Origin of the sequence: Streptomyces sp. DI166, assembly GCF_900091315.1 — a bacterium.
GTDB classification, from domain to species: Bacteria; Actinomycetota; Actinomycetes; order Streptomycetales; family Streptomycetaceae; genus Streptomyces; species Streptomyces fuscus.
This window is the reverse complement of the sequence record NZ_FLSP01000076.1, coordinates 1-12,181: the sequence shown is the minus strand read 5'-3', so window position 1 is coordinate 12,181 and position 12,181 is coordinate 1. Positions and strand designations below refer to the sequence as shown.

Below are 12,181 nucleotides of genomic sequence, written 5' to 3'. Positions count from 1 at the left end.
TGTGTCGTGCCGCTGTGACAGTGCGGGGACGAACTGGTCAGATGCCCTCGCCCGGGGCGATCGGGGCGTGCCAGGCCGCGTACTCCTGGCGGACGTAGGCGCGCGGTCCGCCGGCGCCGTCGGCCTCGATGGAGTCGGCGGCGAACGGGCCGCGTCCGCAGTGGTGGACGACGTCGAACGTCATCAGGATGTGCGCCTCGCGGATGGCCCGGCTCTGCGCCGTGGCGTCGTGCGGGGCGGCCAGGGCGAGCCGGTCCAGCAGCGCCGCCCGGCGCAGCAGCAGCTCCCGCTCGTCGGCGACGTCGTCGGTGCCGGCGCGGGCGGCCTGCAGCAGTGCGGTGGAGAGCGCCAGGACGTCGGCGAGTTCGTCGTCCAGCGGTGCCGCCCCGGCGTACGCCTCGTCGGGTCCGGGTCCCTCGAACGGCACCGCGACCGGGGCCGGGAAGGCGAAGCGGATCGGGGCGCCGCGCTCGGCGAGCAGCGCGTTGAGCGCGGCGACGTGCTTGTCGGCCTCCCGCTTCCAGGACCGCTCGCGCAGGGTGAAGCCGTCGGTGCCGACCGGCTCGGTCCTCGGGGTGAGGATCGCCCGCGGGGTCATACGGACACCTCCTTGGTCCAGGTCCACGTCTCGCCGGCGGCGGCCGCGCGGTCGGCGTGGGCAGCGAGCTGGTCGGCGAGGTCGGCGTGGCGGGATGGGACACCGAACAGGGCCCGGAGCTGGCGCAGGGTGTCCGCCATCGTGGCGGCCTCCTGCGGGCTGTAGGCGAGCGGCGCGGGCAGGTCCGTGTGCGCAGCTCGGTGGATCTGCAGGAACTGAGCGGTGAAGAAGTCGGCGAGGGTGTCAGGGGCCTGCCGGGTCATCTGCGCGACGGCCTTCTCGGAGAAGCGGGTGTTGATGCCGGTCTCGGCGTGGCTGACCACCCAGTAGCGGCCGTGGGTCTCGTGCAGCCGGTCACTCAGGCGCGGCAGGATCGGCTGGTCGATGTGTCGGTGGACGACCTGTACGTCGGCGGTGACGGCGTCCAGGGCGCGCAGCCGGGAGGCGAGTTCCTCGCTGACCGCGACACTGCGGTGCCTGCCCCCGACGCACGAGACATGGACGTCGACGTCGGTGTCCGGTGCCGTCACGAGCCGGTCGTAGACGGCGAGCAGCGCGTCTTCGACCAGGCGCTCGGCGCCGGGGGTGGTCATCACGTAGAACGCGACGTCGCGGTCCAGGCCGGTCATCTGCGTCATGCGGGCGCGGACGGCCGGGTCCTGGGGCGGGTTGCGCAGCGGCTTGGTGTCGACGACGACCGGGTTGGCGGACCAGGGGGCGTCGGGGTGGCCGGTGCCGAACGAGGTGATCGTGATGGTCGTCATGGTCAGCCCTCCTGGGAGCTGGTGAGGGAGGCGTGGGCGCGGTGCAGGCGGAGGCCGGCGTTGTCGCCGATGTAGGCGGCGGCCTCGCCGAGGTCGTCGGCGGCGTCCTCGGCGCCCTGGTCGGAGAGCGTGACGCCGAGGTCGCTCAGCAGGTCGGACAGCTGCACCAGGACGCTGTTGTCGCGGTCGGTGTCGTCGTAGAGGGCCTTGAGGACGTCGGCCTGGTCCTGGTGGTCGGCGGTGTCGCCGAGGGCGAGTTCGCGCAGCTTGTCGATGCCGAGGGCGATCGCGGCGCGGGCCTTGGCCGTCTCGGTGCCGGTCACCGGCGGCCGCCCTTGCGCAGGGTGATCCAGGCGGTGACCAGGGCGGCGGCGACGCCGACCGCTCGGTGTACGGCTTGGTCGATTTCCATGAGCGCCGTGCCGGGACCGGAGACGTCCTGGACGGGCGCGGGGTACTCGGTGCCCTCGCCGCCGGCCTTGCGGACGACGGTGGCGTGCTTGATGTAGCCGGTCTTGCCCGCCTTCTGGGCAAGCCAGAGCAGCGGGTCCCGGCGGTCGATGACGCCGTGGGTGATCGCGTTGATCGCGGCGCCCGTCAGCAGAGCGCTGACGGGGACCCGGTAGCCGAGGGTGCGGGTGACGGCGACGGTGGAGGCGAGCTGCACGGCGGTGTAGCTGGCCACGTGCCGGGTCACCGAGCGGCGTCCGTAGGCGCTGGCGGTGCAGGTGCGGCCCTCCTTGCCGTGCCGCCAGGGGTTCTCCTCCACCGGGGAGCCGTCGTTGACGTAGACCAGGTGGGAGCCGTGCATCCCCTTGGTCGATGCGTCGTGCGAGTTCTGCACGACCTGGTCGCAGAGCGGGTGGATCTCGCCGAAGACGCTGGTGAGGGTGGCGACCAGGGCCAGGCCCTCGATGGCGCGGGAACGGTCGGACATGCTGGGTTCTCCTGTTCCGGATGGGATGGGCTGGCCGGGGCGGCCGGCTGCTTGGTCGTGGTGCGGCCGCCCCGGGTGCGATCAGGCCAGGTCGATGCGGAGGGCGGTCCAGGTGCGGCCCTTGCGGGCGCCGTCCTGGCGGACCCAGTCGGCGACCGCCTGGCGGGCCTCGGTCTCGGAGCTGGCCTTGACGGTGCCGACGGACTCGCCGTCGTGGTGCTTGCCGTCGCTGACCTGGGCGGTGAAGCGGTAGGTGCGCTTGCGCATGGGTTCCGTCTTCTCGGATCGCGTCAGGCGGCGAGGCGGAAGCGCTGCGGGATGCGCCGACGGACGGCGGCCGCGGCGGGGGCCAGCAGGCGGCGGCCCCGGCGGGTGCGGCCCTTGACCCGGTACATCGCGGTGTCGGCCGCCTTGAGCGCGGCCGCAAGGGTCGGGGTGTCCAGCTCGGCGAGCCGGGCGGCGCCGATGGAGGCACCGACGCGCAGCTGGAGCCCGTGGTGGCCGACGGGCTGGCGCAGAGTCTCGGCGAGGTCGGCCATCCGGTCCGGGAGCCGGGTGTCATCGGTGAGGATCGCGACGAACTCGTCTCCGCCGAGCCGCCCGGCTACGCCGTTCTTGCCGCACCAGGCGGCGAGCCGTTCGCCGGCGGCCGCGAGGACGGCGTCGCCCGCGTCGTGGCCATGGCGGTCGTTGACGGCCTTGAAGCCGTTGAGGTCGGCGAGCAGGACCGTCGCGCCGGGGTGCCGGCGGATGACGCGCTCGGCGGCGCGGGTCCAGCCGTCACGGGTGAGCAGCCCGGTCAGCGGGTCCTTCCGGCCGCGGTGCAGACGCTGGTAGAGGCGGTGCGCGTGCAGCGCCCACCCTCCCGCCAGGAGCGGGGCGAGGAGCTGTAAGACAGTCTCCGGGTGCGTCATGATGGGGCTCTCCGTCTCGTCTCGTACGGGGTGGAAGGGCCCGGGGCGGCCGGTCTGCTTGGCCGTAGGACGGTCGCCCCGGGGCGGATTCAGAACTGGTACGTGTCGTGCCACACGACGCTCATGGCGCCGGTGTCGGCGGTCGCGCCCCGGCGGTGCCGGATGGCCTCGGGGCTGTCGACGTCCTTGCGGGCCTGGCGCTTGGCCAGGAGCTGCAGGGGGTACCGCTCGGCGCTGTACGTGAACGTCTGGACGCCTTTCCGCTGCTCTGCGTCGACGGTGGGGACGTTGATCTCCCAGTACGCCATGGCGTCCACCTCCTTCGTGCTGATCTCTGCGGGGACCGGCCTGTCCGGTCCCCCGCACCGCCCGGCCCGTCGCGGCGCCGGTCGGCACGGGGGAGGGGCAGATCAGTCGCACTCGCAGCCGACGACCAGCGCGATGTCGGCGTCGGTGCAGCCGCTGAGCTTCGCCTCCTCGATCGCCGCCTGGACCTTCTCGTCGTGCCACTCCTGGACCAGGCCCCGGGCGAGGAAGGGGTTCGCGTAGCGGCGGCAGAGGTTCTCGTGGGTCAGGGCCTCACGGCGCAGACGGGCTTGCCGCTCGACGTCTTCGAGGCGGTAGCGGCGCACGACTTCCGCCAGGGCCTCCCACAGGACGTCGTCACGGCCCCACTCGGGGTCGATGAGCGTGAGTTGCCACGCGGCGGTGACCTTCTCGAAAGCGCGGCGGCCGATGATCTCCGGCTGCCAGACGCCGCGCAGGTGACGGGCCGACAGGAAGCCGCCGAAGCGGGTGTGGACGCGGCCCAGGCAGCGGGTGACGGGCACGCCCTCGGCGTGGCGTCGGGGCGTGAGGTCGTGCTGGACGACGGTGAGGCCGGCCACCTCGGCGGCGGCCACCAGGCGATCGCGCAGCTCGGGGTCGTCCACCAGGCCGGAGACGGCGGCGCGCTGCTCCCACCAGTGGCCGTTCACACCGAAGCCGTTGTGGCCGGGCTGGGAGCCGTCGGTGACGTAGCCGAGCCGGTTGACGGCCACGAGCACCGGGATGAGGTGCCGGGTCTCCTCGTCGGGGCCGCAGTGGGGCTGGTAGCCGGGCTGGCTGGCGATGTCGCCGATCAGCCAGGACGCCACGAGCGCGCCGAGGTCCTGAAGGTTCTCGGCGGACCGCCAGCGGCGCTTGTCCGCGCGGCTCATCCAGGGGAGCTTCATCGGTCGGCCCCCACGATCATGTTGCCGTGGCCGTTGAGCATGTGGTCCACGCAGGCCGGGCAGTCCTCGCGCGGCTTGAGGTGCTTGTGCTGCTCGCGGCTGTCGTAGGCGTGCAGCCAGCACTGCTTGCACTCGCCCTTCGGCGGGTTGAGGGCCTTGTGGCTCGCCATCAGGTTTCTCCTGTTCAGGGTGGGTGGCGGGCGGGTTCAGGCGGTGCGGCGCTCGGTGTCGTCGTGGACGACGGAGAGCTTGGGGAGCTGGCCGGTGGCCCGGAGCATCGCCATCGGGTCGACGGCGCCGTTCTCGTCCAGGGCGGCGCGGTGGGCGAGGGCTTCCTCGAGGGCCGCCATCGCGGCGCTCTGCTCGCGGGCGGCCTCCACCGTGGCCTTGGCGTTGACCTTCGCGATGGTCAGGTCGGCGGAGCGCTCCAGGTTCCGCACCTCCAGGTTGTTGAGGTGGGCGCGCTGGACGCGGTGGTCGTCGCGGTGGGAGCGGCCGATCAGCACGCAGGAGGCGATCAGGGCGACGGCCCAGATGATCAGGGCCGGAGTGATCGGGTCGGAGTAGACGCCGACGGACAGCGCGCCGAACGTCATCGCGCCGGAGGCGAAGACGGCCTGCGCGGTGGGGTCGTCCAGGCGGATGGCGAAGAAGCCGGACGCGCCGCCGAAGGCCAGCATCAGGGCCGCGGCTCCGACGCTGTGCTCGGCACCCTGTTCGTTCCAGATCCTCGCCAGGGTCAGCAGGGTGCCGGCGGAGACGGCGGTGGTGGCGTACGCGGCGTGCTCGCGCAGGAAGGTCGCGGGGGTCCTCGGGGCCGGCATCTCACCGGGGGCCGGGGGGAACTGGGGCATCGGATGCTCCTCGGGGCGTCTCCCCGGTGGGGCCGTCCGGCCCGGGGAGGGCCGGACCGGACGGCGGTCCGGGGTCAGTCGGTGACGGCGTCCTGGCCGGCGGACCGGTAGCGCTTGGTCTGCCGCAGGATCTGGTTGCGCTTGACGTCCAGGGCGTCGGCGATGTCCTGCTGTGCGCCGTGGTACCGCCTCTGCAGGCGGTCGATCTCCTGCCAGAACTCGGTCTCCACGCGCTCGTGCTCTTCTTCGCGACGCTGCTTGGCCTTGGCGACCAGGTCGCGCAGTTCGGTGCGGGCCTGGTCGTCGGGACGCGGGGTCATGGCTGGCTCCAGTCGGGATTCGAGGGACGATGTGTCTGCCCCCCGCTCCGTTTGGAGCGGGCTGGGAGGCCCGGGGTGGCCGGTGAGGTTTGGTCGCCAGAGGCGGCCACCCCGGGGCGAAGTCACCAGACGCGGCCGTTGTGGGTGGACGTCTTCAGGTCCAGGTGACCGGCGCCGCGCACCCGGATGTTGCCGTTGTGGGTGCGGGCGGCGAGGCGGCCGGAGGAGGCCGGGGTGGCGCTGATGGTGACGTCGCCGTTGTGGGTGCGAGCGGAGCCGCGGCGGCCGTTGTAGGCGCCGATGGTGATGGAGCCGTTGTGCGTGCTCGCCTCCAGCTCCTCGTCGACGATGTCGACCAGGACGGAGCCGTTGTGGGTCTCCGCCTCCAGCACCTTCACGCCGCCCGCCTGCAGCGAGCCGTTGCGGGCGTCGAAGCGGATGGCCTCCAGGTCGCCGCGCACGGTCGTCTCGGCGTTCTTCGTGCTCACGGCCAGCGAGGACCCGGCCGGGAGGACGACGTCGACGGTGATCGTGCCGGTCGCGCCGCCGACGGTGGCGCCCTGCTCGGCGACGACCCGGCCGCCCGAGACGACGCGCTGCCCACCGACCCAGATGTCACCGCCGCTGATGGTCACACCGGTCATGGAGCCGGTGTTCACCACGCCGCCGCCGAAGCTGAAGGTGCTGCCGCCGATCTGGACCACGTTGGTGCCGCCCATCCCGCCGGCCAGGTCGTCGGGGACGGAGACGGTGAGCTTGTTGCCGTGCTCGGTGAACTTCGTGTCGTTCACCGCGTCGGCGACCGGGCCCTCGGCGGCGGCGGTGTGGACGCGGACCCGGCCGTAGACGGCCTTGGGGTCGACGGTGACGTTGACCGCGCCGTTGGAGACCGACAGGTCCAGCTCGATGGCGCCGGCGGTGTTCATGACGTGGATCTTCTCGCTGCTCAAGGCTGCTCCTTGGTCGGAGAGTGCGGGGACCGGGTGGCCCCCGCACATCCATAATGCATCCTCGAAGGATGCATTTCTAGGGGTTGGCATCTTTCGAGGATGCCTTTTTTTGTTTGTGCAGGTCAGGCGGCGTGCACGAGGGGGACCTGCGGGACGGGGACGGTCGCGTGGGCGGCCGCGGCAAGGTGGGAGACCGCCTCGTTGAGCGCTTCGGCGGCGTCGACCAGGCGCTCTGCGAGGTCCTCGTGCCCGCCCGAGCGGGCGGCGGTGATGAGGGCCTCGGCGTGCAGCGCGAGGTCGGCGGCCGCGCCGCGGGCGTCGACCAGGCCGGGCTGGAAGCTGAGGAGTCGCTCCAGGTGCGCGGCGCGCTGGAGGTGGAGCGGGAGGCGGGTGTCGCGGATCCGCTCGTACTGGTCGTCCAGGAGCTGGGTGACTTCGTCGGTGGTGTCGAACGCGGGCCGCTTGCCCTGCAGGCGGGCGAGGAAGTCGGCGACGGACACGGTGCTCTCCTTCGTCGGACGGAGGGCGCCGGTCGGGGTGACCGGGCGTCCCCGCCAGGTCCCGGAACGGTGAGAGCGCTCCGGGGCCGGCGGGATCGGCCGGGCTACGGGGCCGCGCTGCGGCTGGTACTCGCCGACGGATTCGGCGTGGGCCTCGGCTGGGGATTGTCAGCCGGTTGCCCGTCACGGCCGTGCAGGTAGAACACGGCGGCCACGGCCAGGACGACGACGGTCTTGAACTTGTTGCGGGCCCACCAGCCGGGCGGATCGGGCTCGACTATGACGTACTTGACGCCCACGAAAAGGGGCTCCTTCCGTTGCATTGCGCGAGGTGGGAGCGGACGAAGTCCCTGTCAGCGATCGCTGACAGGGACTGGGAAAGGTGAGCTTTGCCGGTCGCTTTGCCGCTCAGCGGGTAATCCGTCAGATCGGCTATCACTAAGCTGAGCTTTTCCGCTAGCGGAATTGCGACGCGACTAGAAACGGATTTGGCTCAGCATGTTGGCTGCGTTCTCCAGCCCGCCGTACAGCGACGGGCCCATGGAGGTGGCGGCCAGGTAGAGCGCGGCGATGTTGCAGATGGCCGCGTGCCAGAACTTCAGGCCGCCCTTCCAGATCAGTCCGGCCTCGGCGAGCACGAAGACGACGACGGCGGAGACGGTCAGCACGGCTAGTCCTCCTTCTTCCTTCTGCTGGTGCGGGTGACCTGGACCTGGTCGCCGCTGGTGGTCGTGGTGACGACGCTGTTGTTCTCGCCGTGGATGCGGACCTCGCCGGGGCCGGCGCCCTGCCCGGCCTGGCGCTGCGCGTCGCGGACGGCACGCTCGGCGCGGGCGGCGACCTTGCGGGGTATTCGGCCGCCGGAGGTGACCGGCTGGCCGTTGACGGTGACCTGGCCGCCGCCCTTGCCGTCGGCGCGGACGTTGACCTGGCGGTTGTTGTCGCCGACGACCAGGAGGCCGGTGTTGACGACGCCGTCATTGCGGTAGACGCGAGTGCCCGGCGTCGGGCGGGTCGCCTCGTCGACGGCCTGGCGAGTCGCGCGGCCCGCAGTCTTCGGGGCCGGGGCGCGCTTGCCGGTGGTGCTGCCGGCGGTGGCGCGGACCGGGCCAGTGACGGTCTCGCCCCGGCCGACGACGACGCCGTGGTTCTCGGACCGGGCGCGGCGGGCGGTCCGCATCCGCGGGGCCGCCGTCTCCCGGGCGGGCGGGGTCCTGGGCTCCGGCGCGGCCGCCGAGCTGGTCGCCGCAGCGAGGCGGTCGTCGTCGGTGCCGGGCGGCTGCGGTCCGCTGCGCTGGTCGGGGTCCTCGGCGAGGATCTTCGCCTCCCACGCCGGGTCGGTCTCCTCGCCCGCGAGGAAGGCCAGGCGCTGCTGCAGGTCGTAGCCGGTGATCTCCAGGATCTGGAACGTCCGGCCGCACGGCGGCGGGCAGGTGATGTCGCACATCTCGCCGAGGCGGCTGGAGTCCGTCTCGAACTTCAGCCCCTTCTGGTTCTCGCAGAAGGGGCAGGTGACGTATTCGCCGAAGAAGGGGCCGATGACGTCCCGCAGGCGCCATTTGCCCTCGACGATGAGCATGTACGGGGTGATGACGCCCCAAGGGGTGTCGGTACTCCATTCCTGCACGGGGTTCTCCCTGGTCAGGCGCTGCGCCGGGCGGCGGCGCGCCGGGCGGCGGCGGGGGTGCAGCGGACCGACCCGGCCCAGGTGCCGTCGGCGTTGTGCTTGGGCAGGACGCCGGTTCCCTTGCAGGCCGGGCAGCCCTTGTGCCCGGCGGCGGTGACCGCGGCGGCCTGCTTGGCGGCCCGGCGGTTGAGCCGGTCGTCCTCGCCCCTGGCCCACGCCTTGGCGACGCCGTTGCGGATCAGGCGGCCGCCGCCCTTCACGCCGCGCCAGGCGACGGTGGTGACGACCAGGAGCACGGCGAGCGAGGCGGTGAACGGGTGCTTCCTGGCGTACTTCACGACCCGGGTGAACTTCTTCGCCCGGGTCGTGCCGGCCTTCGCCGCGGACGGCCGCTTGACCGGCTTCTTGGCCGCGGCCTTCCTCGGTGTCTTCTTCGCCGGCGCCTTCTTGGCGGCCGGGGCGGGCGCGGTCTTCTTCGCGGCGGTCTTCTTGGCCGCCGCCTTGCGGGGCACCGTCTTGCGCGGGGCGGTGGGGGCGGAGTTGGCAAGCAGGGCGTCGGCGTCGAAGCCGGGCTGCGCCTGGCGGGCGGCGATCGCCTCGGCGAGCGCGGTCGGCTCGGTCGGGGCCGGATCGGGCCGGCGGGCGGTGGTCTTGCGGGCTGCGGCCTTGCGAGGCGTCCGGGCGGCCGGGACGGCCTTCTTCGCGGCGTTGCGGGGTGCCGCCGTCCTGGCGGCCGCCGACTTGCGAGCGGCGGGGGCCGTGCGGGCCCGGGCGGTGCTGGCGTCGCCCATCGCGGGGCCTCCTTCAAGATCAGAAAGGGTTGGGGCGCATTCCGGGCCTTTCGGGCCTCTCGGACGCGCTACAGCCGCTCTACAGCGGCGTCTTCGCAGGTCAGCGGCCTCTACGGGGGTCTCTCGGGCGCTCTCTCGCCTGCTCTACGTAGAGCTGATCCGGCGTGTAGAGCGGGGTGTAGAGAGGCACGTAGAGGCCGCTGACCTGCGGTTCTACAGTCAGGACTCGGGGCTCTCGCCCTCCGCGGCGGCCTCGGCGGCGTCCTGCGCCTCCTTGATCAGCTCCGCGATCTCCTCGCCCTTGACGCCGGAGCGCGGGCCCTCGGAGCCGACGCGGACGGAGCCGTGGACCTTGGCGCCGGCGGCCTTCAGCTCCTTGGACAGCCGGGCCTGGTCCCAGTCGCCGTAGACGTCCGGGTACTCCGCCGCCAGCCAGGTAGCGAGGGTGTCCAGGTGGCCCCGGCCGTTGCCGTCGCGGTTGATCGCGCCGACCGCGTCGATGCCGTCCAGGACGTCCATCAGCAGCTCCAGCGCCGGGTCCTCCAGCGCCAGCGCCTCCGGCTCGGCGGCCTCGGTCTCCTCCGGGGCCGGGACGTCGTCCGCCTTGGGCAGCTCGGGGGCGGTGACCCCGGCGGCCTTGAGCGAGCGGCGGTCCAGCTGGGGGAGACCGACCTTGGCGCGGGCCACGCCGCGGGCGTACGCCTCCTTCGGGGCCAGCGGGTAGGACCGGTAGATCAGGGGCTCCTTCGAACCGCCGCCCATGATGTAGCAGCAGCCGACGTCGGAGTCGTCGGGGTCCTCACCCTCCACCAGCGGGTGCAGTCGGTCCGGGCGCCAGCCCTGCGCGCCCGCGCCGGCCCCGAAGACCAGCTCGATGTCCTTGTGGCGGCACGGGAGCATGATGCGGACCGCGACCGCACCGGCAATGGCCTCGCCGATGGCGTCGGCGGTGCCGTACAGCGAGCCGATGATGACGGTGACGCGGGATTTCCGGCCGACGCCGAAAATCTCGATGACCAGTTCCTTCGCGTATGCGGAAAGGGACTTGTACTCGTCCAGCATCACGACCAGGGCGGGCTCCTTGGCGGAGGGCCGCCAGTTGTCGCCGTGTCCCCAGGCCAGAATGTTCGTCGCTCGGGCCTTCGCGATTTTCAGCGCGTCCTCGAGGAGCGCCTCGATCTGCGGCATGGTGCGGGCCTTGCGGGCGACCGCCGGCCCCAGAGCGTCCAGGCCGGGGCCGACCGGGTCCGCCTCCCACAGCTGGGCGTCATAGCAGTCGGAGATCCGCGAGCCGATCGCCCGCAGGAGCATCGACTTGCCCGAGCCGGGTCCGCCGACGACCAGGACATGGCTGCCGAGCGCGGGCAGCAGGAACGGCTTGGCGTCCATGCGGCGGGCGATCAGCAGCGGCTCGGTGATGCTCAGCGAGCCGGGCTTCACCTTCTCCAGCTCGCCCATGCCGGCGAACGGGTTGCGCATCACCAGGCGCAGGGTGGAGTCGGAGCGCAGGTTCTTGTGCGGCTGAACCAGGAGCCGGTCGACACCGAGACCGAGCGGGGTCTCCATGTCGGGGGCCTTGGATACCAGCTCGGCGGGGGTGCCGGACTTCTGGCGCACCGTGACCTCCCAGCCCCACTTGTGCCGGTGCGGCTGGAGCACCGCGCCGACGTCGATGCCCTTGGAGACGAGCGTGCGGCGCACGCAGTCGACGGCCTCGGCACGGGAGCGGGCGTCGGCGATCGGGAACGGCTCGTCGTCCGCCCGGTCCGCCTCGTAGTCCTCGTCGGCGTCGACCGGCGTGACCTTGTTGTAGACCCGCTCGCACACGGCGCCGATGCCGACCAGCGTGGTCAGCGTCGCCAGGGCCGGGCCCCAGGCAAAGGGCCGCAGCCAGTCCGGGCTGAAGTACCAGATCGCGCCGAACTCGATCGCGGTGACCACCGCGGCGGCGAGCACCAGGCCGCCGGCCTTGAGGGCGCGGCGGGTGCGCTCCTTGTAGAGGTTCTTGGTCGTGGACAGCAGAAGCGCGGCGTTCTTCTGCTTGGCCGCCCACTGCTGCTGGACCAGGAGCTTGTGCTCGCGGGCGTACACCCAGCGGGCCAGGTTGCCCGTGCTGCGGCCGTAGAACTTCGCGGCCCGCTTCACCTCGCGCCCGGCGTACTTGGGCGAGTGGGTCAGCGCGTGGAAGGCACCGTGCTTGGCGTCGTTGCCGAGGTCGCGCAGGGCCTGGGTGAAGGCGGCCTTCGAGCGGAACGTCGCCGGGACCTGCGGCAGCTCGCGCAGCCGGTCCCGGAAGTTCGGCTCCCAGTCCTCGTCGTCCCGCCGCCTGCGGGCGGCCGGCTCCTCGTCGTCGTCCTCGACGACCAGGACCTCGTCCTCGTCTTGGTCCTCCTCGTCGGCCTCCTGGTCGTAGACCTCCTCGACGAGCACGTCGGGGTCGGCCTTGGTGAAGTCGACGACCGGGATCGGCGCGGCGGGGATCTCCACGGTCGGGGCCTCGGCGGCGCGGTACTCGGCGAGGGTGACCACCTTGCCGTCGTCGGCGGGGCGGACCGGGGCCGGCGGGTTGGCCTTCAGGTCCTCCAGGAGCTGGGGCAGGTCCCAGGTCTTCACGAGGACGTCGCGGGCCTTGGAGCCCTCGGACGGGCCGACGATGTTCAGCCGGTGCAGCGCCTCCATCAGCGCGGTCGCCTCGGCGAAGGAGACGCGCAG

17 protein-coding genes and 1 pseudogene are annotated in these 12,181 nt (G+C 72.5%); all 18 read right to left on the bottom strand.

The window, feature by feature from the left end; translation table 11 throughout:
• Window positions 1–37: 37 nt before the first annotated feature.
• Entirely contained in the window at window positions 38–598 is a 561-nt protein-coding gene (locus GA0115233_RS29625; RefSeq protein ID WP_093723384.1) for a hypothetical protein, read from the bottom strand.
• On the bottom strand, window positions 595–1,362 hold the full coding sequence (locus GA0115233_RS29620) for a DUF7739 domain-containing protein (RefSeq protein ID WP_093723383.1): 768 nt from the start codon (window positions 1,360–1,362) through the stop codon (window positions 595–597). Before GA0115233_RS29620 ends, GA0115233_RS29625 begins: the two co-directional genes overlap by 4 nt.
• Before the next feature lie 2 nt (window positions 1,363–1,364).
• Complete coding sequence (locus tag GA0115233_RS29615; RefSeq protein ID WP_093723382.1) at window positions 1,365–1,685, bottom strand: hypothetical protein; 321 nt, start codon at window positions 1,683–1,685, stop codon at window positions 1,365–1,367.
• The gene (locus tag GA0115233_RS29610; RefSeq protein ID WP_011265273.1) at window positions 1,682–2,299 is read right to left on the bottom strand and encodes a hypothetical protein; all 618 of its coding nucleotides are present in this window, start codon (window positions 2,297–2,299) and stop codon (window positions 1,682–1,684) included. Before GA0115233_RS29610 ends, GA0115233_RS29615 begins: the two co-directional genes overlap by 4 nt.
• A gap of 81 nt (window positions 2,300–2,380) precedes the next feature.
• Entirely contained in the window at window positions 2,381–2,566 is a 186-nt protein-coding gene (locus tag GA0115233_RS29605; protein ID WP_011265272.1) for a hypothetical protein, read from the bottom strand.
• Window positions 2,567–2,589: 23 nt separating this feature from the next.
• Entirely contained in the window at window positions 2,590–3,213 is a 624-nt protein-coding gene (locus GA0115233_RS29600; protein ID WP_011265271.1) for a GGDEF domain-containing protein, read from the bottom strand.
• Window positions 3,214–3,302: 89 nt separating this feature from the next.
• Complete coding sequence (locus tag GA0115233_RS29595) at window positions 3,303–3,521, bottom strand: hypothetical protein (protein ID WP_093723381.1); 219 nt, start codon at window positions 3,519–3,521, stop codon at window positions 3,303–3,305.
• Between the two features lie 102 nt (window positions 3,522–3,623).
• Window positions 3,624–4,412: a DUF6919 domain-containing protein gene (locus GA0115233_RS29590; RefSeq protein WP_141689584.1), complete on the bottom strand. Its 789-nt coding sequence runs from the start codon at window positions 4,410–4,412 to the stop codon at window positions 3,624–3,626.
• An 11-nt stretch (window positions 4,413–4,423) separates the two neighbouring features.
• The gene (locus GA0115233_RS29585) at window positions 4,424–4,597 is read right to left on the bottom strand and encodes a hypothetical protein (protein ID WP_011265268.1); all 174 of its coding nucleotides are present in this window, start codon (window positions 4,595–4,597) and stop codon (window positions 4,424–4,426) included.
• Between the two features lie 36 nt (window positions 4,598–4,633).
• Window positions 4,634–5,281 (bottom strand): hypothetical protein, encoded by a 648-nt coding sequence (locus GA0115233_RS29580; RefSeq protein ID WP_011265267.1) that lies wholly within the window; start codon window positions 5,279–5,281, stop codon window positions 4,634–4,636.
• Between the two features lie 74 nt (window positions 5,282–5,355).
• Window positions 5,356–5,601 carry a hypothetical protein gene (locus GA0115233_RS29575; RefSeq protein WP_011265266.1) on the bottom strand — a complete coding sequence of 82 codons (246 nt, stop codon included), beginning with the start codon at window positions 5,599–5,601 and terminating at the stop codon, window positions 5,356–5,358.
• Window positions 5,602–5,723: 122 nt separating this feature from the next.
• Entirely contained in the window at window positions 5,724–6,551 is an 828-nt protein-coding gene (locus GA0115233_RS29570) for a hypothetical protein (protein WP_093723380.1), read from the bottom strand.
• 122 nt (window positions 6,552–6,673) lie between these two features.
• Window positions 6,674–7,051 (bottom strand): hypothetical protein, encoded by a 378-nt coding sequence (locus GA0115233_RS29565; RefSeq protein ID WP_093723379.1) that lies wholly within the window; start codon window positions 7,049–7,051, stop codon window positions 6,674–6,676.
• A gap of 104 nt (window positions 7,052–7,155) precedes the next feature.
• Window positions 7,156–7,350 (bottom strand): hypothetical protein, encoded by a 195-nt coding sequence (locus tag GA0115233_RS29560; protein WP_011265263.1) that lies wholly within the window; start codon window positions 7,348–7,350, stop codon window positions 7,156–7,158.
• 177 nt (window positions 7,351–7,527) lie between these two features.
• Entirely contained in the window at window positions 7,528–7,719 is a 192-nt protein-coding gene (locus GA0115233_RS29555; protein ID WP_011265262.1) for a hypothetical protein, read from the bottom strand.
• A gap of 2 nt (window positions 7,720–7,721) precedes the next feature.
• Window positions 7,722–8,678, bottom strand: coding sequence for a hypothetical protein (locus GA0115233_RS29550; RefSeq protein WP_093723378.1), 957 nt, complete (start codon window positions 8,676–8,678; stop codon window positions 7,722–7,724).
• Between the two features lie 14 nt (window positions 8,679–8,692).
• Complete coding sequence (locus GA0115233_RS40725; RefSeq protein WP_011265260.1) at window positions 8,693–9,469, bottom strand: hypothetical protein; 777 nt, start codon at window positions 9,467–9,469, stop codon at window positions 8,693–8,695.
• Window positions 9,470–9,688: 219 nt separating this feature from the next.
• A pseudogene (locus GA0115233_RS41250) lies at window positions 9,689–12,181 on the bottom strand (ATP-binding protein); the annotation flags it as partial.

Excerpts from the sequence above, each read along its gene's own strand:
- GA0115233_RS29575 (WP_011265266.1), bottom strand. The coding sequence starts at position 5,601 with ATGACCCCGCGTCCCGACGACCAGGCCCGCACCGAACTGCGCGACCTG.
- GA0115233_RS29595 (WP_093723381.1), bottom strand. The coding sequence starts at position 3,521 with ATGGCGTACTGGGAGATCAACGTCCCCACCGTCGACGCAGAGCAGCGG.
- GA0115233_RS29580 (WP_011265267.1), bottom strand. The coding sequence starts at position 5,281 with ATGCCCCAGTTCCCCCCGGCCCCCGGTGAGATGCCGGCCCCGAGGACC.
- GA0115233_RS29585 (WP_011265268.1), bottom strand. The coding sequence starts at position 4,597 with ATGGCGAGCCACAAGGCCCTCAACCCGCCGAAGGGCGAGTGCAAGCAG.
- GA0115233_RS29620 (WP_093723383.1), bottom strand. The coding sequence starts at position 1,362 with ATGACGACCATCACGATCACCTCGTTCGGCACCGGCCACCCCGACGCC.
- GA0115233_RS29605 (WP_011265272.1), bottom strand. The coding sequence starts at position 2,566 with ATGCGCAAGCGCACCTACCGCTTCACCGCCCAGGTCAGCGACGGCAAG.
- GA0115233_RS29600 (WP_011265271.1), bottom strand. The coding sequence starts at position 3,213 with ATGACGCACCCGGAGACTGTCTTACAGCTCCTCGCCCCGCTCCTGGCG.
- GA0115233_RS29590 (WP_141689584.1), bottom strand. The coding sequence starts at position 4,412 with ATGAGCCGCGCGGACAAGCGCCGCTGGCGGTCCGCCGAGAACCTTCAG.
- GA0115233_RS29610 (WP_011265273.1), bottom strand. The coding sequence starts at position 2,299 with ATGTCCGACCGTTCCCGCGCCATCGAGGGCCTGGCCCTGGTCGCCACC.
- GA0115233_RS40725 (WP_011265260.1), bottom strand. The coding sequence starts at position 9,469 with ATGGGCGACGCCAGCACCGCCCGGGCCCGCACGGCCCCCGCCGCTCGC.
- GA0115233_RS29625 (WP_093723384.1), bottom strand. The coding sequence starts at position 598 with ATGACCCCGCGGGCGATCCTCACCCCGAGGACCGAGCCGGTCGGCACC.